We start from the raw sequence: 23,602 nt of genomic DNA, 5'->3' as shown, positions 1-23,602 counted from the left end.
CAACTCGCAAGAGTAGACGAAAGAATTAGCGATAACATAATTTTACACCGTGTTGGCCCTGCATTTCAGCCAATTTAATTAAAAGTTCATCACAGGGTGCAACACGCCACTGTTCATTGAGCTCGAAAGCGCCGGCGGCCGTCTCGTTGCTGTAATGCAAACGAACAGGCAAGCCTTCCTGATCAAGATGCGCGCTTAGCCCTTCGCGCAATGCTCGGGTGAAACGGACATCCAGCTGAGAAGCGTCAACGCTCACTTCTACAGCTTCACCATAACGTTTACGCGCGTTGACCATGGGGGTGATCTCTTTAACTCGCATACGAAGGCCACCGGAGTAATCATCGGTGGAGACTTCACCCTCCACAATGAGCACCTGACTATCATTCAACTGATTACGCACCTGATCGTACAATTCACCAAAGAGCGAGGCCTCGATACGGCCCGTGCGGTCATCCAGAGTCACAAACGCAATGGTATCACCACGCTTGGATTTCATCGTACGCATTCCGACCACCAGCCCGGCTACACGTTGGGGCTGGCGCGAAGGTTTTAGCTCATTGATCCGCGTAGACACAAAGCGCTTGAGTTCTGACTCATATTCATCGATCGGATGCCCTGTCAGGTAGAGGCCCAACGTCTCCTTTTCGCCCCCAAGACGCTCGCGATCTGTCCATTGACGCACCTTGCGATACTCGGCGTAATTGTCGATCGCATCATCACCACTGGCGAATACTTCACCAAAGAGGTCATCAATACCTACACTTTGGTTCTCATGGCTTTGCGATGCTGCTTTGATAGCGCTCTCCAGCGCCGCTGCCATGACCGCACGTGAAGGGCCAAGGTTATCCAGTGCACCGGAGCGAATCAATGCTTCCATGGTGCGTTTATTAAGCCGTTTGGAATCGATGCGTTGGCAGAAATCGAAAATGTCAATGAAGTTACCACCCTCTTCACGTGCTTCCACGATCGCAGAGATCGGCCCTTCCCCTACACCACGAATGGCACCAAGACCATAAACGATTTCACCCGCCTCATTCACGCTGAATTTGTAGCTACCCAGATTGACATCAGGCGGCGTTACCGTAAGCCCCATGCGACGGCACTCTTCGATCAAAGGAACGACTTTGTCGAGGTTATCCATTTCGGTCGAGAGCACCGCGGCCATAAAGGGCGCAGGGTAATGTCGTTTAAGCCAGGCGGTCTGATAGGACACCAGACCGTAGGCGGCAGAGTGTGATTTGTTGAAACCGTAGCCGGCAAATTTTTCAACCAAATCAAAAATATTACCCGCCAGATCATCGCTGATGTTATTGGCCCGGCACCCGTCGATGAATCCCTGACGCTGCTTGGCCATCTCTTCGGGCTTTTTCTTACCCATTGCACGGCGCAGCATGTCTGCCTGCCCCAGCGTGTAACCGGCCAGCACCTGAGCAATCTGCATCACCTGCTCCTGATACAGGATGATACCGTAGGTCGGTTCGAGCACCGGCTTGAGCCATTCGTGCTGATAATCCGGGTGTGGATAAGCCAATTCGGCACGACCATGCTTACGGTTGATGAAGTCGTCAACCATGCCGGACTGCAATGGCCCCGGTCGGAACAGAGCCACCAGTGCGATCATGTCCTCAAGTGAATCGGGCTGCAGGCGTTTGATCAGCTCTTTCATACCACGCGATTCCAGCTGGAATACCGCGGTCGTTTCAGCTTTTTTAAGAAGGTCGAAGGTGGGTTTGTCGTCAAGCGGAATGGCGCTGATATCCAATGGGCCCTGCCCCTCACGTGCACGTACGGTATCGACCATCTCCAATGCCCAGTCAATAATCGTCAGTGTACGCAGACCCAAAAAGTCGAACTTGACCAGCCCCACCGTTTCGACATCGTTCTTGTCGAACTGGGTGACCAGCCCGTTTCCTTCTTCATCACAAAGAAGGGGGGAGAAGTCAGTCAGTTTGGTCGGCGCAATGACCACGCCCCCCGCGTGCTTACCGGTACCGCGGGTGATACCTTCAAGCTTGGTTGCCATCTCCCATATTTCGCCCGCCTCGTCGTCATTTTCGATGAATTCTTTCAGCGCAGGCTCGGCAATGATCGCCTTTTCGAGCGTCATACCGACTTCGAAGGGAATCAGTTTGGATATTTTATCACCCAGTGAATACGGTTTACCCTGCGCACGCGCTACGTCCCTGACAACCGCTTTGGCGGCCATGGTACCGAAAGTAGCAATCTGAGATACGGCATTACGCCCATAGCGGTCGGCTACATAGTCGATCACTCGGTCACGTTTTTCCATGCAGAAGTCGACGTCGAAGTCAGGCATGGAGACACGTTCAGGGTTCAGGAAACGTTCGAACAGCAGGTCATATTCCAGCGGGTCAAGGTCCGTAATCTTGAGGCAGTAGGCCACCAGTGAGCCTGCACCGGAACCACGCCCGGGCCCTACCGGTACGTCATTGTTTTTTCCCCATTTGATAAAGTCCATCACAATGAGGAAGTAACCGGGGAACCCCATCTGGTTGATGATCCCGAGCTCGAAATCAAGACGTTTGCGGTATTCAGGCTCCTCTTCACTGCGGGAACGGCCGGAATAGATCGCATTCGGACCTTCGAAGAGTTGACTAAGGCGCTCGTCCAGCCCTTCATGGGAAATCCTGGAAATGTACTCTTCAATCGTCATGCCTTCCGGCACAGGATACTCCGGCAGGAAGTATTCCCCCATGCGTACATCCACGCTACAGCGCGCGGCAATCATGACACTATTTTCCAGCGCGGAAGGAATATCAGCGAAGAGTGCCGCCATTTCATCAGGCGATTTCAGATATTGCTCTTCACTGTATTTTCGCTCACGGCGTGGATCATCCAGTGCACGCCCTTCCCCAATAGCGACGCGCGTTTCATGGGCCCAGAAATCTTCTTTCTTGAGAAAACGGACATCATTGGTAGCCACGACCGGTGTCTGTGTCTCCAGCGCCAGATCCACGGACAGATGCACACACTCTTCATCATTCACGCGGCCAGTACGCTGCAACTCCAGATAAAAACGGTTGGGAAAGAAACGTTGCCATTCGCTCAGCAACGTTGCTGCTGTCTCTTTGTGCCCAGACAAAAGGAAGCGGCCGATTTCGCCTTCACGGGCACCCGAAAGTGCCAAGAGCCCTTCGGATGCTTCGAAAATCCACTCTTTGTGAACAAACGCACGCCCTTTGCTTTGTCCCTCCTGCCATACGCGGGAGATCAGCTCAATCAGATGGCGATACCCTGTTGCATTCATGGCAAATAATGTAATCCGGTAAGGATGATCATCATCCAGTGGATTATGCATCCAGAAATCGGCACCGATGACAGGTTTCAGACCGCTTCCCTGAGCGGCCTGATACAATTTGACCAAACCGAAAAGGTTACTTTCATCCGTAACGGAGATAGCAGGCATGCCCAGATCCTGAGTGGCCTGATTAAGCGCTTTCAGTCTTACGAGCCCGTCAGAGAGGGAATATTCACTGTGAACACGTAAATGAACGAATGAGGTCATGATGGAAAACCTGTGCTGTGGTGCAAATTCATATTGATACCGGAAGTGTGATCAGTAGACGCCAACATGCGCTTTACAGGGCCAAAAGAGCGCCGATGTTGTGGTAACACACCGTGCTGCTCCAACGCCGTCAGGTGCTCTTTTGTAGGATATCCCTTATGTCTGGCCAAACCAAATTCAGGGTAGAGAACATCCAGTGCAACCATGTCGTGATCACGTGCCACTTTGGCGACAATCGACGCGGCACTGATGGCAGGATGACGCAAATCCCCCTTGACGACAGGCATGCCTGGTAGGGCATGCTCGGGCATCCGATTACCATCGACCAGTAGATATTCTGCTCTGGGCATCAGTGCATCAATAGCGCGGCGCATGGCAAGATGCGTCGCATGATAGATGTTCAATTCGTCAATTTCTTCAGGTGAAGCACGACCAATAGCAAAGGCCAACGCCTTTTCACGAATCTGAGCGTCGAAATATTCACGTTTTTTCGCTGATAGCGCCTTGGAATCAGTAAGTCCTTCAATGGGATCTGTTGGATCAAGAATTACAGCGGCAGCGACGACATCACCAATCAATGGCCCCCGTCCGACTTCATCAACACCTGCCAGATAATAACCTTTATACGGAATTTCGAGCGGAGGATAGGTAATGGCTTTAGCCACAAAAAAGCTCCCTTCAGATAGTGGCAGCGGAATACGTTCAAGCCCCCATGACGCTCAAGGGCCTATCACATTCGAAAACACTGAGGTGTGTGCCAGGTATTTATCAACCCATGCGTTTAGTTGAGAGCGTGAAATCAGCTCGGTAGCCGCACAGGAGGCTACACTCAAAAGCAATATCCCACCAGACAAAAGCAATACCCCACCGGACATTTGCCACGCTCAGGATGTAATCAGCCCCAGCACAGCCTCGGCTGCATGTTCACTGGCATTAACCGCCAGAACATGATGCATCTGCTTGAAACGTTGGCGCAAGGGAGTCTGGTCTTCAAAGAGCAAAGGCTGTAATATCTCGGCGATTTTTTCAGCACTGGCCTCTTCCTGAATCAGTTCGGGCACTATGGTTTCCTGCGCCAGTAGATTCGGAAGGGAAATCCATTGTGTTCGTACTACACGTTTCGCAATAGCATATGTTAAAGGTGCCATACAATATGCCACGACCATGGGCCGATGGCATAACATGGCTTCCAGCGCAGAAGTCCCCGAAGTCAACAAGACGGCATCTGCTGCCGTCATCGCCTGAGCCGCCTGTCCATCAATGACATGTAGAACGGATTTTGTCCCCGGATCAATATCCGCCGTTTCTATCAAGGCTTCGATTTCATGGCGCCGTTCAGGCGATGCCGCAGGAATGATGGCTTCCAGCCCAAAGTGATAGCCTCTCAGCAATCTCAACGCCTCCAGATACACCGGAAGCATCAGTTTGACCTCGTTGTAACGTGATCCTGGCAGTAATGCCAGCAAAGGGGCACGGGCGTCGAGCGATAATGAGCGCCGTGCCGCTTTTTGGTCATCCTCAAGAGGAAGCTTGTCTGCCAGCGGATGCCCAACAAAGGTGACCGGCACCTGATGTTGACGATAAAAATCTGCTTCGAAAGGAAGAAACGTCAGCATAAGATCATCAGCACGCCGGATTTTCTTCACACGCCCTTGCCGCCATGCCCATACGGATGGGCTGACGTAGTGAGCCGTGGCAATACCCTTTTTGCGCAGTGCCAGTTCAAGACCGGTATTAAAGTCGGGCGAATCGATGCCTACCATGATATCAGCCTGCCAGGCGAGCGCGTCCTTCTCCAGTTGATGCCTGAGCGAAATCAACCCCGGCAGGTGCCTGATGACCTCGACGAATCCCATGACCGAGAGGCGCTCCATCGGCACCAGTGTCTCGAAGCCTTCCGCTATCATTGCTGGACCGCCCACTCCTCGAAAGAGGGCATTAGGGTAGCGTTTTTTGATCTCACTCATCAGTCCCGCGCCTAGAACGTCTCCTGAGAGCTCACCGGCAACGACAAAGATACGTAAAGGTGAATCTGAATCAATGGAAGCAAGAGAAATCGGCATAAAGGAAGACTTCACAATGAAGGGATAAACAACGGGAGAATAACCGAGCAGAATTCAAACTGCGATTTGCCATACATGCTGAAATTATTCCCATGGGAGAAAACACCATGGGAAATACCGGCCACCCTACCTACCCGTCAGAGTAAATGGACTCTGATGAGCAGGGAGGTAGCTCGGAAGTGCGCAGGATTAACGGGTAATACCCCGAGAAGAGTATTTGAGTGAATCCACAAACAACTGAAGTTCAGGGCCTGTTTCGCCCTCTTCCAGAATGTCGATGCACTCAGCCAGCTTACGATTGCTACGAAAAACCAGCTTGTACGCCTCACGCAACTTACTTATGACATCGGCATCAAAACCGCGACGGCGCAGTCCTTCAATATTGATACCATGCGTTCTTGCCGGATTACCATTGGCGATAGTGTAGGCAACGATGTCCATGCTCACGGCAGCCAAACCACCGATCATCGAATGGGAACCAATACGACAGAACTGATGGATGGCCGCCAATCCACCAATAATAGCGTGATCTCCCACAGTAACGTGCCCGGCTAGCGTCGCGCTATTGGCCAGAACACAGTGGTCACCGATAACACAATCATGCGCTATGTGGGCATACGCCATCACAAGGTTATCGCTACCAACGCGGGTTTCCCAATTATCCTGAGCTGTACCTCGGTGGACGGTAACACTTTCACGGAAAATATTGTTATCACCGATAACAAGACGTGTACTTTCCCCGTGATATTTTTTGTCCTGACACTCTTCGCCAATGGACGCAAACTGGAAAAAACGGTTGTTGGCACCAATGGAGGTAGGCCCTTTGATAACAACGTGTGATTCGATAACACATCCAGGGCCAATCACAACATCAGGCCCGATCATGCTGTAGGGGCCGACTTTTACGTCGGGAGCCAGCCTGGCGCCCGGATCTATGATTGCAGTGGGGTGTATCAATCGAGTTTCCTCTCAGCACACATGATGTCAGCTTCACATACAAGCGCCTCATCTACACTGGCCTTGCAGGCGAATTTCCAGATACCACGGCGTTCCTTGACAATCCATGCTTCCAAAATCAGCTGATCGCCCGGCACCACAGGACGTTTCAGGCGGACGTTATCACTGCCTACATAATAATAGACATAGCCATCGCTGGGACGCTTGTTACCTGTTTTGAAACCGAGAATCCCAGCTGCCTGAGCCAGAGCTTCAGTAATCAGAACGCCTGGCATGATCGGGTGCTCAGGAAAGTGCCCACAGAAGAAATTTTCATTGAAGCTGATATTCTTATAGGCCTTGATATAGCTACCTTCTTCCAGTTCGACAACGCGATCGACTAAAAGGAATGGGTACCTATGGGGTAAGAATTCCTGGATTTCCTTGATATCCATGACCATGCAGAAAACCTCTGAGACAAATGCCTCTTATAAAAACAATTCGCCTGAAAATTCAAGCGTACGAAAAAAACACCCCGCTATGTGTGGTGCATGGCATCCATGCACGACAATGTATATGCCACGACATTACCTGCCCCGGATGGTGACTCCCTGTAAGTAATCACTACCACTGGACAATGACCATGAAATGGCAACAACGGAGCAACAAATATACAACTACCCTAGCGGAAAATTTATATGCTGACACGAAAAAGGTAGAAGCACAGGCTTCCACCAATTAATGTGCAGCCGCCCTGTGTAAGGAATACTCCACAGGATCTAGGACTTTTCTAGTTTATTCAGGCGCTTGGCCAAAGAATCGAGCTGTCTGAATCGAACGACACTTTTGCGCCATTGTGCATTGGGCATAACCCCTGTGCCGGAGGAATATACCCCGGGTTCGGGAATCGAGTTGGTCACCATGCTCATACCGGTCAAAGTGACGCCATCAGCAATTTCGATATGGCCACCCAGCCCGACACCGCCGCCCAATAGGCAGCCACGGCCAATCCTTGTTGAGCCTGCTACCCCAACACAACCCGCCAGGGCACTGTGGTCTCCAACCTGCACATTATGTGCAACCTGAACCTGACTATCTATTTTAACATCATTTCCAATCACTGTGTCGCCGAGCGCACCGCGATCAATACTGGAGCATGCACCGATTTCGACATCATCACCGATGATGACACTGCCGATTTGTGCAATCTTGACCCAGTTCCTTCCTGTATGGGCGAAGCCGAAACCGTCCCCACCCACAACCGCTGAGCTATGAATAATAGCACGCTTTCCGATCATCAGGCCGTGATAAAGTGTCACATTAGCGTATAACAGCCCCTCTTCACCGATCTCGGTATCGTCTCCAATAAAACAGCCTGCACCGATACGTGTCCCACGTCCGATACGAACGTGTGCTCCAATAACGACATTCGGACCGATCGACACATCTTCACCCAGCTCAGCCGTATCACTGATGGTGGCAGAAGGATGGATCCCCGCTTCAAACATTTGCTCTGTACGAGCAAAACAAGGGGACAACAGCGCAAAACCGAGATAAGGGTTTTTAAGAATCAATGCATTGGTTGGACAAGCATCCGCATGCTCCGCCGAGACCAATACTGCTGCAGCCCGAGTGCTCTCCAGGTGTTTTAGGTAGGCAGGGTTTGCCAGGAAAGCGATATCATCAGGACCGGCATCCTGCAATGTTGAAAATCCGGTGACTCGGCGCGAGGCATCCCCTTTAAGAGTAGCTTGCGCTTTTTCAGCAAGCTCTCCTAATGTCCAGCCCAGGGTAGAAGAGGTATTCATGTTCATTCGCTTAATGACCAATGGCGCACTAGTGCGCCATTGAAGAAGTGAAAACAACTGAAGGCAACACCATAACGATACAGCTGCATCGACAACCCGTGGATACTTGACAGCATGCATGGCCCACGGGAGAGCTACACCGCCACGGCAATTGCATCAACCTTGAAAGGCTGAATTAACCGCGATTGTAAGCTGCAGTCACTTCGTTGGTCAGATCCAGTGCGTCTGGTGCATATAGAACAGCAGAGCGGTCAATCAGGACATCAACGTGGTGTGCACGAATGACAGACTGCATTGCACGCTGAAGACGAGGACGTGCCTGCTGAAGGAAGTTCTGCTCAGTCTGCTGGCGTACCTGCTCAAGGTGATCACGCTTCTGTTCGAACTCGGTGCCCTGAGTCTGAAGCTGCTTGATCAGATTGTTGCGTGCACTTTCTGACATGGTTGAGCCATCGCGCTGCAGGCGATCCTGAAGCTGCTGTACACGTTGACCAAGAGATTCAACCTGCTGCGGCTGATTGCCAAGTTGATTACGCAGCTGATTGATGGACTGTTTTGCGGCAGTCGTATTCATCAATGCCTGCTGCCAGTCAACAACCGCAACTTCATTGGCCTGAGCCGCGAAGGAAGTACCCATTACGGCTGCAGCCAATCCTACAGCAATCCCTAATTTACGCATGTAATTAACTCCTTGTAGAAAATCGGCACGTTATCAACACATCACAGGATATGCCTGACAACGATGAGATACTTGCTTAAAGCGCCTAGGCACCTATTTTATCAAAACGTGAACGACCCTTGCTTACGGGAGCCGATACAGCGCCATGAACCTACGCCAGCCCTTCCATCGCTTTTAGACTCATGCTTTCGTTTTTCCATAAGGCTCTGTACGAAACCACTTGACCCAGAGCCCCTATTGAAGAAGAAACTGTATTCAGCACTCCTAGAAAGTTTGTCCCAAAGAGAACTGGAAGAACTGGGATGCAGCATTGTTCGCCTTGTGAATCGGACGCGACACACTGAAACTCAGCGGGCCAATAGCTGTTAGCCAATTCAGGCTGATACCTGCAGCAACGTTCATCTGATTCAAGTGAACACCAGATTCACATGAGGACTGAGGCCCACCCGCTGTTGAGTAACATTTGGACAGATAGGTGTTACCTGCATCCACAAAAACAGAGGTCTGCACACGACGGCTGTTATGCACAAAAGGTGTCGGGAAAATCAGATCCGCCGATCCGGAAATCAAAATATTACCGCCCAGGGTGTAGCGATCCCCGTCGTTACGACGGGTAGTACGCTGACCCAACGCCTGGCTCCTGAACCCACGTACGGACCCCAGGCCACCCGCATAGTAGTTTTCGAAGAACGGGAAGATACTTGTTTTCCCATAACCATGGCCATATCCCAGCTGGGTACCGAACTTCAGTGACCACCCTGGCGTAAGTGCAAAGAGTTTCTGACCATTATAGGTCACCTTGTAATACTGAACATCGCTCCCCGGCCCCGTCGCTTCAAGGGACAGCTGCTGATTACTCCCGGCAGTAGGCATGATGCCGTAGTTCAGGTTGTTGCGTGTCCAGCTAGCCGACAACGTGTAGTCGTTGTAATGGCGACCATGCTGCTTGATATAATCGAAGATTTCCCAAGGTGTTTCCCTATAACTTTTGATATCGCGGTGCTCGGCGCCGATACCAAAATTCATGCGGGAAAGATCACTGATCGGATAACCGAAATTGACACCGCCACCAAAGGCATTACTGGAAAACGCCGACACATCGGTATCGTTGTTATCGTAATCAAACTTGTTGTAATACAAATTGAAACCGCGTGAGATACCGCTGAGCGTCCAATAGGGGTTGGTATAGGCGAAGTTCAGATTGGTGTAGTAATCGCTACGTGAAGCACCTACATCCACTTCATTACCCGTTCCGAGGAAGTTGGGCTGAGAGAGGGACAATCCATAAATCAGACCTTCAGACTGGGCAAAACCCAACGATGCAGAAATACTGCCTGAAGGTTGCTCTTTCACCGTATAGTCGACATCCACTTCATCGGGATGGCCCGGTACAGGAACGGTTTTTTCCTCTACATCACTGAAGAAGCCCAGGCGTTGAAGTGCCAGACGTGACAGCTGGATATTCTGTGAAGAAGCAGGCGCCCCCTCCATCTGTACCATTTCCCGACGAAGCACTTGATCTTCAGTCGTGGTATTACCGATAAAATTGATACGCCTTACATACGCACGATGACCGGGGTCAATATTGAATACAACCGTTGCCGTGTCATTTGTATCATCGGTTTCAGGAACAACATTCACCTTGGCAAACGCATACCCCTCGTTACCCAGTGCCTGCTTGATTGCCTGAGCGGAGTCATCCAATTGACTCTGATTATATACCTGACCGGACTTGGCGTTGATCAGTTTACGGATCTGGCTTTCATCCATTCCCAAACGACCAGAGAAGGCAATTTTGCTGATGGTATAGCGCGCACCTTCATCTACATTCACATTAACGTAAATATTGGCGAGATCAGGGCTGATGGAAACCTGGGAGGACGTTACACGAAAGTTGACGTAACCACGATCCTGATAAAAGCTCTTGAGTGAATTCAAATCCTGATCAAAGGCATCATGTGTATAGCCGTTATGCGAGAACCATCCGAAGAACCAACCCGGGTGGTCAGCCAAGGACAACTGGCGACGCAATTCACCGTCACTAAATGCATGGTTACCCACGAAGTTGATCTGTCGAATACGGGCAGTACCGCCTTCATTGATATTGATGTTCACCTGAACATTGTTAGCATTCAGCCGGGTAATGGAAGTCTTGATCTGTGCGTTGAAACGACCCTGGGACTGGTACTCGTTTTCAAGCTGCTGCTGAACATCATTCAGAGTGGAACGCTGAAGCACCTGACCACGAACGATACCCGCCTGAGCCAACCCCTTGATCAGGTTGTCCGTCGGGATCTGTTTATTACCGGTGATATGGATACGTGCAACAGAAGGACGCTCCTTGACATGAATCAGAAGATTACCGCCCTGGCGGGAAAAACTGACATCATCAAAAAGACCGGTATGGTAAAGCGCTTCACCCGCCTGATTCAGAGAACTTTCATCCAGAGCATCATTCGGCCCCAATGGCAAAACATTGAAGACTGTACCTGACGAAACTCGTTGCAACCCTTCTACACGAATGTTCGAAATGGGAAAAGACGCCGCCATGACTGCCTGAGAGCTGCCCAGCAACAGTGCTGCAAAACCAATGGTCTTTATTTTCATACCGTCCTTTCGCTTCTTTCGGGTTGCATTTTTGTTAATTCCACCGCTAGACACAATAGAGATTTCCATCAATCCATCTGCGAACTGGCACCATAACACACGCTATTTATCATACAAGTGTGACCAGGCTCATTCTCGCATGACACTACAACATAGTTAAGCCTATTATGAAGCCATTTAACTTAAGTCATTCTTATAAGCCAACAGGCTAAAGCATTCGGCAAGGTAAATCAGCAACGGTACGCTATACCTATATCCGAATAAGATACGTTGATTTACGACCAAAGCAAAAATTTTGCCACTTCATAAACGCATAATGTCGAAATAAAACGCCATGAACATGACGACGGCCACCAGAGTAACGCCAATCTGTAAACCTGTCAGCTGCACCTTCTCTGAAAGGGGGCGCCCACGAATGGCCTCGATGACGAAATACAACAGGTGACCACCATCCAACACGGGTATCGGCAGCAGGTTAATAACACCAAGACTAATCGACAGATAAGCCAAAAAACCGATAAATGACTCAATACCGCTACGTGCAGACGCACCGGCCACCCGAGCAATGGTGATAGGGCCCGACAAATTGCGAGGCGAAATCAGGCCAATCACCATTTTCCCCAATGAATCTACCGTCAGCCACGTCATTTCACCTGTCTGACGTACCGCTTGTGGCAATGCAGCCAGAGGGGAATAACGTACATTACGAAGATACTGATGAGGATACGGCTCTGCTTGGGCCGCAGCACCAATATACCCTTCACGCTCCCTGTTTTCTGATAGCTTCGACTCTGGAGTCAAACGAATAGTTCCCAAAGAGCCATCAGAATGACGTACTTCGAGCACCAGCGTTTTACCGGGGGATTGGCGAACCTGTTCGGCAAATTGCTCCCACTGGCTTACTACCTCTCTTACTACCTTTGACTGAATGGAGAGAATATTATCTCCCGCTTTCAACCCAGCACGCTCCGCTGGGCTCCCCTTCATCACATAACTGACTCGAGCGGGAATGGGCGGCTCCCAGGGAGCGATTCCCAGCGCGGGGAGTGGATCTGGTGGGTTTTGCCCAACGAGGAAACGGGATACGGGAACCGCATGCATTTGCCCGTCCGCCGTCTCGATCTGAATTGGCGAGTTCTGACCAATCAAGGCGAGTAGAGCAAGGTTCGCTTCTTGCCAGGAGCGTACATTTCGCCCCTGAATAGCAGTGATTTCCTCACCCGTTTTTAGATGGCCTGACTCTGCAGGTGACGAAGGGGATACGGCACCCACAACAGGAGCAATCCCCGTGATGCCATGGATAAACAGAACCCAATAAAGCAGAAAGGCAAGGATAAAGTTGGCGATTGGTCCGGCGGCAACAATCGCAATACGCCGAAAGATACTCTGGCGATTAAAAGCGTAGGGAAGCTCATCCTGAGGAACCGGGGCTTCACGCTCATCGAGCATTTTGACGTATCCGCCAAAGGGGATACAGGAGATAGCGAACTCGGTTCCGGATGCCCCCTTGCGAAGATATAGCGGTTTACCGAATCCGATAGAGAAGCGAAGAACCTTGACGCCACAACGGCGTGCCACCCAAAAGTGGCCGAACTCATGGAATGTAATCAGAATCCCAAGCACCACGATAACGGCAATGATATTTTCCACGATATCCATGGTCACGATCCCGAACAGTAGGAAAAGCGCCTGATCAAGCGCTATCGGATGTATCGATCAGGCTAATGAACAATCCAGGGCATGAAAAGCGCAAAGAGCGGTACGGCAGCCGTCAGACTATCTATACGATCCAGAATACCACCATGCCCGGGGAGCAGCTGGCTCGAATCCTTTACATGGCTGTGACGCTTCAACATGCTTTCCAGCAAGTCACCCAATACGGAAGCAAACGTTATGATCCAGGTCACTATCAAGAGGCAAATGAAACCACCAAAACTGATGTGCTGGATGAACGTCATGATAATGGCAAACAGAGAGGTACCTACCAGCCCACCATAAACACCTGCCCAGGATTTTCCGGGACTGACACTGGGCGCTAATTTGCGATTGCCAAATGCGCGGCCGGCAAAGTAGGCCGCTATATCCGCCCCCCAAACCACAAACAACACATAAAGGAGCCACCACGGCGCAATGCGCAATTGATTAAGCGCCATCCAGCAGGGTACGAGAGCAACCACTCCCATGATCAACCGGGTAACACGCCCGGACCATTGACCTTCCCACTTGGGATAACCCATGACCCAAAAAGTGTTCAGTACCCAGCCCCAAAACGCCAGCCATAATGGCCAGCGTTGCCACACGATTCCGCTGGACCAGACCAGTGAAAGGATAACACCCAACCCCAAAGCAATGATCAGACGCTCCTGCTTCCCCTGATACCCCGCAAGATTGGCCCACTCCCAGCCGCATAGCACGACGACAAGACCAACAAAACTGGCAAACCAGCCACCTGTCAGCGTGAATAGCAGAACCAGCGAAACAGGCCCAATAGCCAGGGCTGTCAAAAATCGTTGTTTAAGCACCCCGTACCTCTATTTGCTCATCAGTCATACCAAAACGTCGAGTACGCTTTGAAAAGGCAGCCAATGCTTCATCAAAAGCATCTGCTCCGAAATCAGGCCAGTAATAAGGGGAAAAGTATAATTCCGAATAGGCCAGCTGCCATAGCAAAAAATTACTTACGCGCTGCTCACCGCTGGTACGGATACAAAGATCCACATCGGGGATCTTGTGTTGCATAGTCTGATCAAGCAACTGCTCGTTAATGGCATCGGCGACCAACTCACCCTTTTCAACTTGCTGAGCCAGCTGGCGAACCGTATCAGTAATATCCCAACGGCCACCATAATTTACCGCTATATAGAGATGCAGACCATCATTAGCGCGCGTTTTTGCTTCTGCGCTCTCAATGAGTTTGATAAGGGAGCCATGCAATCGACTGCGATCACCCACAACGGATAAGCGAATGTTATTACGGTGAAGCTTGCTGACTTCACGTTTAAGAGCAATGACGAAAAGCTCCATCAAGGCTCGTACCTCGTCCTTCGGACGCTTCCAGTTTTCACTTGAAAAAGCGAACAGGGTCAGGTGTTTCACTCGCTTCTCAGCAGCACGGCGTACGACCGCACGGACAGATTCAACACCCGCATGATGCCCACGAATAGCTGACAATCCCCGAGCTTTCGCCCATCGATTATTGCCATCCATGATAATGGCAACATGACTGGGCGTTACACGCTCCTCAGATACGGTAGCTTCCTTGTTCGCTGGTAATAACGACATAAGGTATTAGACCTGCATCAAGTCTTGTTCCTTGTGTTCCAGCAACTGATCCACTTCAGCGATATGCTTGTCAGTCAGTTTCTGGATGGCATCTTCCGCCTGACGCGCTTCGTCTTCAGAAATATCCTTGTCTTTCAGCAAATTCTTGACATCATTGTTCGCATCGCGACGGATATTGCGAATCGCTACCTTGCCCTGCTCTGCTTCAGCGCGTGCCTGACGTGTGTAGCCACGACGGGTCTCTTCTGTCAGCGGCGGCATGGGAACACGAATAACGGTACCTGCAGTCGCTGGATTCAGCCCCAGGTCGGACGTAATGATTGCTTTCTCAACCTTGGGCACCATGGGCTTTTCCCAGGGCACAACGGCCAAAGTACGTGCGTCCTCCACGTTGATATTAGCCACTTGGCTAATCGGCACGTCGCTTCCGTAATAATCAACCATTACTGCTTCCAGCAGACTGGGGTGCGCACGCCCCGTGCGAATCTTGTTGAATGCGGACACCAAGGATTCGACACTTTTCTTCATTCGGCTTTCAGCGTCTTTTTGAATATCTTTAATCACGAATATTGTCCTTTGAACAGCGGGCTTTCAACGATAATGGGTGGGAGCTACAACCCCCGACACACACTGCCTGAGCATGAACGGCTAACTCGACATGAATAAAACAGATAAACGACCGTCATGCCACGCATCTTATACCATTGGCTATATAAACTTTGTTTGCTTTAGTCTGCCTGACTCTTTTCGGCAGCACCTTGAGCGATCAGCGTACCTTCCTTGCCACCCATGACCAGATTGAGCAATGCACCCGGTTTGGTCATATCGAAGACACGAACAGGCATGTCATGATCACGTACCAGACAAATGGCGGTCAAATCCATCACGCCGAGCTTCTGATCAAGGACATCATCATAGCCCAAACGTTCATATTTAATGGCATCAGGATTCTTCACAGGGTCGTCGTCGTAGACGCCATCCACCTTGGTCGCCTTGATCACAACATCGGCATCAATTTCGATGCCACGTAGACAGGCTGCAGAATCTGTTGTAAAGAAAGGATTACCAGTACCTGCAGAAAAAATCACGACATCACCACTACTCAGATAACGGATAGCGGCACGACGATCATAGTGTTCCACGACCCCACTCATGGGAATGGCAGACATGACGCGCGAGCGAATACTGGCACGTTCCAGAGCGTCTCGCATGGCCAGACCATTCATGACGGTGGCCAGCATACCCATGTGGTCACCCGTGACACGTTCCATGCCAGCGGCGTTCAATGCAGCTCCACGGAACAGATTGCCACCACCGATCACCAACCCAACCTGGACACCAATACCCACCAGCTGGCCGATTTCCAACGCCATTCTATCGAGGACCTTGGGGTCAATACCAAAATCAAGTTCGCCCATCAGGGCTTCACCCGAGAGCTTTAAAAGAATACGTTTATATTTGGCGTTACGATCATTGTTTACGGCCATGTGCTTTATCTCCGGCAAGCTTGGGGAATGCGTTGAGACAGGAATCCAGCATTTCTGATAAAAATTCGGCGCTGCGCTAACGCAACGCCGATGATGGAGAAATCACCGCCAATTAGCTACGGCGAGCCTGCTCCATAACTTCTTTAGCGAAGTCCACTTCTTCTTTCTCGATGCCTTCACCTACTTCGAAACGAACAAAGCCAACAACTTCACCACCCGCTTGTTTGGCGAACTCGGCAACGCTCTGATTCGGATCTTTAACGAAGGGCTGATTTACCAGACTGTTTTCAGCCAGATATTTTTTCAGGCGGCCCTGAACCATTTTTTCCGCGATCTCAGCAGGCTTGCCGGCCATGTCAGGCTGAGCCAGGATAATCGCTTTTTCATGATCCAGCTGCTCCTGAGGCATATCTTCAGGAAGAGCCACCGCAGGATTGATCGCAGCCACGTGCATCGCGATATCACGCGCAGTTTCTTCATTGCCACCTTTCAGGACAACAACCGCACCGATGCGATCACCGTGGACATAACCACCGACAACTCCAGCTTCAGGTGCTTCAACCACAGCTGCACGGCGAACACTGATGTTTTCGCCAATTTTCTGAACCAGCTGGTTACGTGCTTCTTCCAGCTCGCCTTCCATCAGGGAAGCAATATCGGTGTTTTTGGTTTCAAAAACACGGTCAGTCACTTTCTGAGCGAAGCCCTTGAAGTTGTCATCACGTGCGACGAAGTCGGTTTCAGAGTTAACTTCAACCAATACAGCATAGCTGGCATCATCCGCCACGCGAACAGTAATAATGCCTTCAGCGGCAATACGGCCCGCTTTCTTGGCGGATTTCAGACCGGCGCTTTTACGCAGGTTGTCGATCGCAAGCTCGATATCTCCGTCAGCTTCCTGAAGTGCCTTTTTGCACTCCATCATTCCAAGCCCGGTACGCTCACGCAGTTCCTTGACCAGAGAAGCACTGATCGCTGCCATATTGAATTCTCCATTATTCAAGACCGGATCGTTGACTCTCCGGCCATAGAGTAAACAGGACCATACACATGAACAATGTATGGCATGGATTTTCCGAAACCCAGAGACGAAGGTTTCGCAAAACCCTACCTACTGGACTGGTCAGTACCGAAAGGCAACTCACCAGCATATTAAACAGGTATATAAAAGGGGGCCAAGGCCCCCTCTCGCTTCGAGCCTATTCCTGCGCCCGAAGCCAATGACGATTATTCGCCTTCGGTGACGACAGTTTCTTCAACTTCAACGAACTCGTCAGGACGGCCTTCTTTCGCACGTGCTACGGCATCGGCAATAGCCGTTACGTAGATCTGGATCGCACGAATGGAGTCATCGTTACCCGGGATAACATAATCCACACCATCAGGGTTGGAGTTACTATCCACAACACCAATAACCGGAATACCAAGCTTGTTGGCTTCATTGATGGCAATACGCTCATGATCTACGTCGATAACGAACAGCAGATCAGGCAGGCCACCCATGTTCTTGATACCGCCGATGGAACGCTCAAGCTTTTCCTGCTCGCGGGTTGCCATCAGGACTTCTTTCTTGGTGAGCTTGTCGAACGTGCCGTCATCATGCATCTGCTCGAGTTCACGCAGGCGCTTGATGGACTGACGAATGGTTTTGTAGTTGGTCAACATGCCGCCCAACCAGCGATGGTTGACGTAAGGCTGACCTACACGGGATGCTTCTTCAGCAATGACCTTGCTCGCAGCACGCTTGGTACCCACGAACAGGATTTTGTTGTTGTTAGCAGCCATCTTCTGGACAGTCGCTGCTGCTTCGTTAAGAGCAGGCAGAGTATATTCCAGGTTGATGATGTGGATTTTGTTGCGCGCACCAAAAATGTACTCGCTCATTTTCGGGTTCCAGTACTTGGTCTGGTGACCGAAGTGCGCACCTGCCTTCAGCAGGTCAATCATTTTAACTGCCATGATACTTCTCCTTGGTTTGGGTTACGCCTCCACGTACCCCATGGATCCGACCGCAATGCGGCACCCGGGACCATGTGACGGAACGTGTGTGGTGTCGTAGTTACTATAACGGTTATCAGACACTGCAACGGCAGCCAATGCCATCAGCGCTAGCGTTATAAAGTGATATTGACCGAGCCTCTTTATCCTCTTCATGCCCTGTAATCATGACATGCAACATGGCACAACGCTGCAGGTGAGAAGAAGCCCAAAAAGCTCAGGCGCGGTTTTATACCACAAAACGCCATTAAAAAGAAGTCTGAACAGTACTCAAGGCACGATATGCATGAAAAACGAAAGTTTCTTGCATCTCCTTGATGCGAGAAGTTGTCCAAGGCGATATGCTGACACCATTAACAGGAAAAAGCCGTGTGCCTTCAGCGCTACTGATTATCTATTGATAGCGGGTAGTTAGCGTTGGATACACCCACATCCAGACATACGTGTTATCAAACAGGTTTTTTTCGACAAACATATTCAGCCAACCGATTTATACAAACGACTTCCGAAGAATACTATGAGCATTCCTATCTATTCCCCTGATGATATCGAAAAACTGCGCGTGGCAGGTCGCCTTGCTGCCTCGGTACTGGAAATGATCAAGCAACATGTCAAACCCGGTATCTCTACAGGCGAGCTGGACCGTATCTGCCACCGCTATATTGAAGATGAGATCGACTCTGTCTCGGCTACCATTGGCTATCATGGTTACCAGCATGCCAGCTGTATTTCGTTGAATCACGTGGTCTGCCATGGCATTCCCGACTTCGGCAAAAAGCTGAAGAAAGGTGACATCCTTAATATTGATATCACTATCATCAAGGATGGTTACTACGGCGATACCAGTGCCATGTTTATTGTGGACGAGAATATCAAGGGCGAACGCCTTTCCCGAGTGACACAAGAGTGCCTGTACGAAGCCATGAAACTAATGCGACCCGGTGTCAAACTCTCCGATCTTGGGCGCGCCATTCAGCAACATGCAGAAAGTAATGGATATAGCGTGGTGCGCGATTACTGTGGTCACGGTATTGGCAAGGATTTCCATCAGGAACCACAGGTATTGCATTACGACGGGTATGACACTCATACGGATGCCACTCTGGAGGAAGGCATGTGCCTGACAGTCGAACCGATGATCAACGCGGGCAATTGGCCGACCAAAGTCCTTAAGGATGGCTGGACCGCTGTCACTCGTGACAAAAGCCTGTCAGCGCAATGGGAACACACACTGATCATCAGCAAGGATGGCGTTATCGTTACCACCAAGCGTGAAGACGAAGATCTTTCCTTTTTGGGGGGAGAGTACGCATAATCACTGCCTCTACTTCGCTGCCTTGTCGCACGAGGAAAAGCGTCACATTCTGGCGCAGGGGGGCCGCTGGTTATCTTGTACAACAAAGGCAATCAACGGCATGATAAATAGTGTGTAGCGAAAACAGTGTTCAATGACTGAAGCCACGAAGATGTAGTCGTCAGTCTATCTTCGTGGTGTTATTGACTCGCTTCGTTACAACTATTTATATAGCGTTATATAACATTATTCGAATACTCGAAGGGTGATTGATTTCCACTTGTGTGCGCTCATTTGAAATTGTTTCCATAACGACATGGGTATGGAGAGTACTTGTTCAAGTCTTGCAAATGAATATCAGCCACGAATACCCCTGTATAATCAGGTAAATCATCGGTCTTTTAGAGCCGGATGATTTTTGAAAACCGAGTGATTCAAGGAGCCTGATAATTATAGAATCTGAATAGTCAAGATTCTGAATGCTCTGGATAGCCAGCGCTCTTGGAACATTGAGAGTCCTTCGAATTCGAGCCCTTTGGCCCTATACCGTGCGATCCCATACACGCCTATGCTGCTGCATCACTACGCTTTCACGCCGAATACCCAGATAATCGATGAGCCCCGACTTCGTGAGGAACTTCACGAACTGAGCATCGAAAGTGGCGGAACGATTACTGCACGTCATATCAACCTGTTTAAACAAACACTCAAGCAGGTTTCTGAACGCCTGGATGAGGGATTTTATCAGGGTGAGGATATACGTGATCTGGTCAAAAACCGCGCATGGGCGGTAGACAGGTTGCTCACGATCGCCTGGCAGTTGATTACGTGGCCGGCAACAACACGTGAGATTTCCCTGATTGCCGTAGGCGGCTATGGTCGTGAAGAGCTTCACCCCTACTCTGATGTAGACCTTCTGATTCTGCTGAGCGAGGACGACCCGCTCTTCCGTGAACCGCTTTCAACATTCATCACCTTTCTGTGGGATTTGGGCCTCAAGATTGGCCATAGCGTTCGAACGATAGACGAATGTGTGCAGGAAGCACGAAATGATCTCACGGTCATTACCAATTTGCTGGAAACCCGTTTGCTTACGGGCAGTGAAGCACTGCACCAGCAGCTGATGCACGAAACCAGCGTTGATAAAATGTGGTCCGCTGCGGAGTTTCTGAAGGCGAAAGAGGAAGAACAACGGCTTCGCCACGATAAATTCAACAATTCCGAATATGGACTGGAACCCAATCTGAAAAACTCCCCCGGTGGATTGCGGGATCTCCAGACCATTTTATGGATAGCGCGCCGCCACTTCGGGCGGCAGCGAATCAGTGAAATTGTTGACCGCGGCTACATGACCGACTCGGACTGGCGAATTTATAGTCATGGCCAGGCATTTCTTTGGCAGATTCGTTATGCCCTACATCAGACGACCCACCGTGCCGAAGATCGCTTACTGTTTGACCATCAACGGGTTGTAGCCAAAGTGCTTGGCTACAAGGATCGGCCGGGAAGTCTGGCAATCGAGCAAATGATGCGGCGTTACTACCGTATGGTTTCTGCCATGGTAGAGCTGAACGACATGCTACTGCTCCACTTCGAAGATCTGATGCTGCCAAAACCAGATCAGCACGCCGAAATCGTAATCAACAAGCGCTTTAGCCTGAAAAGCAACCGCTTGAAAGCCCGCAGCCCATTGGTTTTCAAACGCCGTCCCGGGGCTTTGCTGGAACTGTTCGTGCTACTGGCACAGAATCCTTCCATTAAAGGGGTGGATGCCAACACGATCCGTCTTATTCGGGAAAATCGCCATCTGATTAATCAGGATTTTCGTCGCGATGTACGTCATCGCAGCCTGTTCATGGAGCTTCTACGTAGCCCGGGAGATGTACCCAAACAGTTGGCGCTCATGGCCCGTTATGGTGTGTTGGGTAAATACCTGCCGGAATTCGATCAGATCGTCGGCTTGATGCAATACGACCTTTTCCATATCTATACCGTCGATGCGCACACACTCAATGTGTTGGCGCGCATGCAGAGCTTCCGGATGCCGTCTGAAGCCAGCAAGTTCACTCTCGCCAAACAGATCATTCCCCATCTGCCCAAGCTGGAGCTACTATGGATTGCCGGATTGTTCCATGACCTGGGCAAGGGGCGCGGCGGAGATCACTCTCGGGTGGGTGCCGAAGATGTCCGGCGGTTTTGTCAACGCCATGACCTCTCCAACCGCGATACCATGCTGGTCACCTGGTTGGTAGAAAACCATTTGCTCATGTCGTGGACAGCACAAAAACGAGATCTTGCCGAACCAGATGTGATTCGTGAATTCGCCCTTAAGGTTCGAAACGAAGAGTATCTGGACTACCTTTACCTGTTGACCGTTGCAGATATCGATGCCACTAACCCATCCCTGTGGAATGGCTGGCGATCAGCGCTATTACGGGTACTGCATGAAGAGACGCGCAGAGCGCTTTATCGCGGACTGGATCATCCCATCAACAAATCCGAATGGGTCGAGAGCACACGGCAGGAAGCGGCGCAGCTTCTGAAAGCACGGCGTATCAACGAAAATCAGATTAAAAAACTGTGGGACTCATTCGGTGATGATTACTTCCTGACATACAGCACACATGAAATCGTATGGCAGGCCATCGGTATTTTACAAAATCAGAAGCAGGGGAACCCCGTCCTGCCCCTGGTGCTGATCAGTGCCCCCGCTGAAGGCGCTACCGATGGCGGCACAAAAGTATTCCTCAATACACCAGAAGCACCCAATCTGTTCGCAGCCACAATGGCCGCATTGGAACAGGCCGAAGTCTCGATTCACGATGCACGTATCATTACAACCAAGGACGGCTGGACGCTCAACAGCTTCCTCCTGTTGGATGAACAGGGCCGCGTCATCAGAAGCCCGCAACGCCTGCGAAAACTGCACCAACATCTGACCAAAAGTCTGGTCAATACCACGGAATATCCGAAAATCGTCAATCGGCATACGCCCCGCCAGCTCAAGCATTTTCAGGTCAAGACACAACCGCATCTGCGCCATGACACCCTCCATCAGCGCAGTATTCTGGAGATCATCGCGGCAGACCGCCCGGGGCTACTGGCACGTATCGGCCGTATTTTCCTTGAATTCGATATCTCAGTGATCAACGCCAAGATCGCTACCTTTGGTGAACGGGTTGAGGACGTCTTTTTTATCACTGATGCCGAAGGCAAACCCCTTCAGGATGAAGAAAAAAACGCAGCACTACTGAAAAGATTGCAAACTGTGCTGGATGCAGAGGCTTAATCGTTCATTCTTTGGTAAACTTTGTCCCACTCAAAAAGTGAAGGATTCCTGTGCGAGCCACAATCGTCTCTACAAGGCAATCGTCTTCAGAAAGAGAAAGAACACGTCAGTCATCATCAGTAAGGTAGCCATGAATCGTGTTGATTGTGATTACTTCAACATTGAAAAAACAGGCCGCATGGGAGTTCATATGTCATCAATAAAACTCTACGGGCTCAACGCCTGCGATACCTGCCGCAAGGCACGCAAACTACTGGATGCATTGAAGGTGGATTATACCTTTACTGATCTACGCGAAGAAGCCGCCCGACATAACGGACAGCTCTCGACCTCACTGGTACAGCACTTCTTCGACCAAGCCCCTTGGGAAACGTTGATCAACAAGCGTAGCACCACCTGGCGGCAGCTCTCTGATGAAGAAAAGGCATCCCTCACTTCCCAAAAGAGCGCGGAAGCACTCGCTATTCAGCACCCAACGCTGCTAAAGCGGCCGCTATTGGATGATGGCAAATCACTGGTTGTCGGGCTGGATGAACAAGCCTACAAGACACTGGTCTGATCGGCTCACTGTTCGTCGCCGGCCCCGCACATACACATAGCCTGCCTGAACAGGGGGTATCGTATTCAGGCGCT

General features: G+C 50.5%; 19 protein-coding genes. 3 read left to right on the top strand and 16 right to left on the bottom strand.

Going from position 1 to position 23,602, the window contains the following annotated elements:
• Window positions 1-25 precede the first annotated feature (25 nt).
• The 16 genes from dnaE to LMG33818_RS04665 form a co-directional block, all read right to left on the bottom strand.
• Window positions 26-3,529, bottom strand: coding sequence for a DNA polymerase III subunit alpha (dnaE, locus tag LMG33818_RS04740; protein ID WP_442322591.1), 3,504 nt, complete (start codon window positions 3,527-3,529; stop codon window positions 26-28).
• Window positions 3,523-4,191, bottom strand: a complete 669-nt coding sequence (gene rnhB, locus LMG33818_RS04735; RefSeq protein ID WP_442322221.1) for a ribonuclease HII — start codon at window positions 4,189-4,191, stop codon at window positions 3,523-3,525. Before rnhB ends, dnaE begins: the two co-directional genes overlap by 7 nt.
• 219 nt (window positions 4,192-4,410) lie before the next feature.
• Entirely contained in the window at window positions 4,411-5,589 is a 1,179-nt protein-coding gene (gene lpxB / locus LMG33818_RS04730) for a lipid-A-disaccharide synthase (RefSeq protein WP_442322220.1), read from the bottom strand.
• Window positions 5,590-5,778: 189 nt separating this feature from the next.
• Window positions 5,779-6,546 (bottom strand): acyl-ACP--UDP-N-acetylglucosamine O-acyltransferase, encoded by a 768-nt coding sequence (gene lpxA / locus LMG33818_RS04725; protein WP_442322219.1) that lies wholly within the window; start codon window positions 6,544-6,546, stop codon window positions 5,779-5,781.
• Window positions 6,543-6,986 carry a 3-hydroxyacyl-ACP dehydratase FabZ gene (fabZ, locus tag LMG33818_RS04720; RefSeq protein ID WP_442322218.1) on the bottom strand — a complete coding sequence of 148 codons (444 nt, stop codon included), beginning with the start codon at window positions 6,984-6,986 and terminating at the stop codon, window positions 6,543-6,545. Before fabZ ends, lpxA begins: the two co-directional genes overlap by 4 nt.
• Window positions 6,987-7,304: 318 nt before the next feature.
• Window positions 7,305-8,333 carry a UDP-3-O-(3-hydroxymyristoyl)glucosamine N-acyltransferase gene (gene lpxD / locus LMG33818_RS04715; protein ID WP_442322217.1) on the bottom strand — a complete coding sequence of 343 codons (1,029 nt, stop codon included), beginning with the start codon at window positions 8,331-8,333 and terminating at the stop codon, window positions 7,305-7,307.
• Between the two features lie 175 nt (window positions 8,334-8,508).
• Window positions 8,509-9,012: an OmpH/Skp family outer membrane protein gene (locus tag LMG33818_RS04710; RefSeq protein ID WP_442322216.1), complete on the bottom strand. Its 504-nt coding sequence runs from the start codon at window positions 9,010-9,012 to the stop codon at window positions 8,509-8,511.
• A gap of 264 nt (window positions 9,013-9,276) precedes the next feature.
• The gene (bamA, locus tag LMG33818_RS04705; protein ID WP_442322215.1) at window positions 9,277-11,619 is read right to left on the bottom strand and encodes an outer membrane protein assembly factor BamA; all 2,343 of its coding nucleotides are present in this window, start codon (window positions 11,617-11,619) and stop codon (window positions 9,277-9,279) included.
• 303 nt (window positions 11,620-11,922) lie between these two features.
• Window positions 11,923-13,278: an RIP metalloprotease RseP gene (gene rseP, locus LMG33818_RS04700; RefSeq protein WP_442322214.1), complete on the bottom strand. Its 1,356-nt coding sequence runs from the start codon at window positions 13,276-13,278 to the stop codon at window positions 11,923-11,925.
• 62 nt (window positions 13,279-13,340) lie between these two features.
• A complete protein-coding gene (locus LMG33818_RS04695; protein WP_442322213.1) occupies window positions 13,341-14,141 on the bottom strand; it encodes a phosphatidate cytidylyltransferase in 801 nt (266 codons plus the stop codon).
• The gene (gene uppS / locus LMG33818_RS04690; protein WP_442322212.1) at window positions 14,134-14,901 is read right to left on the bottom strand and encodes a polyprenyl diphosphate synthase; all 768 of its coding nucleotides are present in this window, start codon (window positions 14,899-14,901) and stop codon (window positions 14,134-14,136) included. The genes LMG33818_RS04695 and uppS overlap by 8 nt, the downstream gene beginning before the upstream one ends.
• 6 nt (window positions 14,902-14,907) lie before the next feature.
• A complete protein-coding gene (frr, locus tag LMG33818_RS04685; protein ID WP_442322211.1) occupies window positions 14,908-15,465 on the bottom strand; it encodes a ribosome recycling factor in 558 nt (185 codons plus the stop codon).
• A 164-nt stretch (window positions 15,466-15,629) separates the two neighbouring features.
• Window positions 15,630-16,388, bottom strand: coding sequence for a UMP kinase (pyrH, locus tag LMG33818_RS04680; RefSeq protein WP_442322210.1), 759 nt, complete (start codon window positions 16,386-16,388; stop codon window positions 15,630-15,632).
• Between the two features lie 112 nt (window positions 16,389-16,500).
• Window positions 16,501-17,370, bottom strand: a complete 870-nt coding sequence (gene tsf / locus LMG33818_RS04675) for a translation elongation factor Ts (protein WP_442322209.1) — start codon at window positions 17,368-17,370, stop codon at window positions 16,501-16,503.
• A gap of 245 nt (window positions 17,371-17,615) precedes the next feature.
• A complete protein-coding gene (rpsB, locus tag LMG33818_RS04670) occupies window positions 17,616-18,347 on the bottom strand; it encodes a 30S ribosomal protein S2 (protein ID WP_442322208.1) in 732 nt (243 codons plus the stop codon).
• A 21-nt stretch (window positions 18,348-18,368) separates the two neighbouring features.
• The gene (locus tag LMG33818_RS04665) at window positions 18,369-18,542 is read right to left on the bottom strand and encodes a hypothetical protein (protein WP_442322207.1); all 174 of its coding nucleotides are present in this window, start codon (window positions 18,540-18,542) and stop codon (window positions 18,369-18,371) included.
• A gap of 361 nt (window positions 18,543-18,903) precedes the next feature.
• On the opposite strand from LMG33818_RS04665, the gene map reads away from it, so the two are divergent.
• The 3 genes from map to LMG33818_RS04650 all read left to right on the top strand — a co-directional run bounded on the left by map (window position 18,904) and on the right by LMG33818_RS04650 (window position 23,528).
• Window positions 18,904-19,701 carry a type I methionyl aminopeptidase gene (gene map, locus LMG33818_RS04660; RefSeq protein WP_442322206.1) on the top strand — a complete coding sequence of 266 codons (798 nt, stop codon included), beginning with the start codon at window positions 18,904-18,906 and terminating at the stop codon, window positions 19,699-19,701.
• A 547-nt stretch (window positions 19,702-20,248) separates the two neighbouring features.
• Window positions 20,249-22,969 carry a [protein-PII] uridylyltransferase gene (gene glnD / locus LMG33818_RS04655; RefSeq protein WP_442322205.1) on the top strand — a complete coding sequence of 907 codons (2,721 nt, stop codon included), beginning with the start codon at window positions 20,249-20,251 and terminating at the stop codon, window positions 22,967-22,969.
• 190 nt (window positions 22,970-23,159) lie between these two features.
• Complete coding sequence (locus tag LMG33818_RS04650) at window positions 23,160-23,528, top strand: Spx/MgsR family RNA polymerase-binding regulatory protein (RefSeq protein ID WP_442322204.1); 369 nt, start codon at window positions 23,160-23,162, stop codon at window positions 23,526-23,528.
• Window positions 23,529-23,602 lie beyond the last annotated feature (74 nt).

Source organism: Cernens ardua (assembly GCF_051251085.1).
GTDB classification, from domain to species: Bacteria; Pseudomonadota; Gammaproteobacteria; order Pseudomonadales; family Halomonadaceae; genus Cernens; species Cernens ardua.
The sequence above is the reverse complement of the archived record's forward strand: the minus strand, read 5'-3'. Positions and strand labels throughout refer to the sequence as shown.

What these genes read in the sequence shown, in the direction of transcription:
- bamA (WP_442322215.1), bottom strand. Translation starts at nt 11,619, where the DNA reads ATGAAAATAAAGACCATTGGTTTTGCAGCACTGTTGCTGGGCAGCTCT.
- rpsB (WP_442322208.1), bottom strand. Translation starts at nt 18,347, where the DNA reads ATGGCAGTTAAAATGATTGACCTGCTGAAGGCAGGTGCGCACTTCGGT.
- glnD (WP_442322205.1), top strand. Translation starts at nt 20,249, where the DNA reads ATGCTGCTGCATCACTACGCTTTCACGCCGAATACCCAGATAATCGAT.
- pyrH (WP_442322210.1), bottom strand. Translation starts at nt 16,388, where the DNA reads ATGGCCGTAAACAATGATCGTAACGCCAAATATAAACGTATTCTTTTA.
- tsf (WP_442322209.1), bottom strand. Translation starts at nt 17,370, where the DNA reads ATGGCAGCGATCAGTGCTTCTCTGGTCAAGGAACTGCGTGAGCGTACC.
- LMG33818_RS04650 (WP_442322204.1), top strand. Translation starts at nt 23,160, where the DNA reads ATGTCATCAATAAAACTCTACGGGCTCAACGCCTGCGATACCTGCCGC.
- lpxB (WP_442322220.1), bottom strand. Translation starts at nt 5,589, where the DNA reads ATGCCGATTTCTCTTGCTTCCATTGATTCAGATTCACCTTTACGTATC.
- fabZ (WP_442322218.1), bottom strand. Translation starts at nt 6,986, where the DNA reads ATGGTCATGGATATCAAGGAAATCCAGGAATTCTTACCCCATAGGTAC.
- rseP (WP_442322214.1), bottom strand. Translation starts at nt 13,278, where the DNA reads ATGGATATCGTGGAAAATATCATTGCCGTTATCGTGGTGCTTGGGATT.
- uppS (WP_442322212.1), bottom strand. Translation starts at nt 14,901, where the DNA reads ATGTCGTTATTACCAGCGAACAAGGAAGCTACCGTATCTGAGGAGCGT.
- LMG33818_RS04710 (WP_442322216.1), bottom strand. Translation starts at nt 9,012, where the DNA reads ATGCGTAAATTAGGGATTGCTGTAGGATTGGCTGCAGCCGTAATGGGT.
- lpxD (WP_442322217.1), bottom strand. Translation starts at nt 8,333, where the DNA reads ATGAATACCTCTTCTACCCTGGGCTGGACATTAGGAGAGCTTGCTGAA.
- map (WP_442322206.1), top strand. Translation starts at nt 18,904, where the DNA reads ATGAGCATTCCTATCTATTCCCCTGATGATATCGAAAAACTGCGCGTG.
- LMG33818_RS04665 (WP_442322207.1), bottom strand. Translation starts at nt 18,542, where the DNA reads ATGAAGAGGATAAAGAGGCTCGGTCAATATCACTTTATAACGCTAGCG.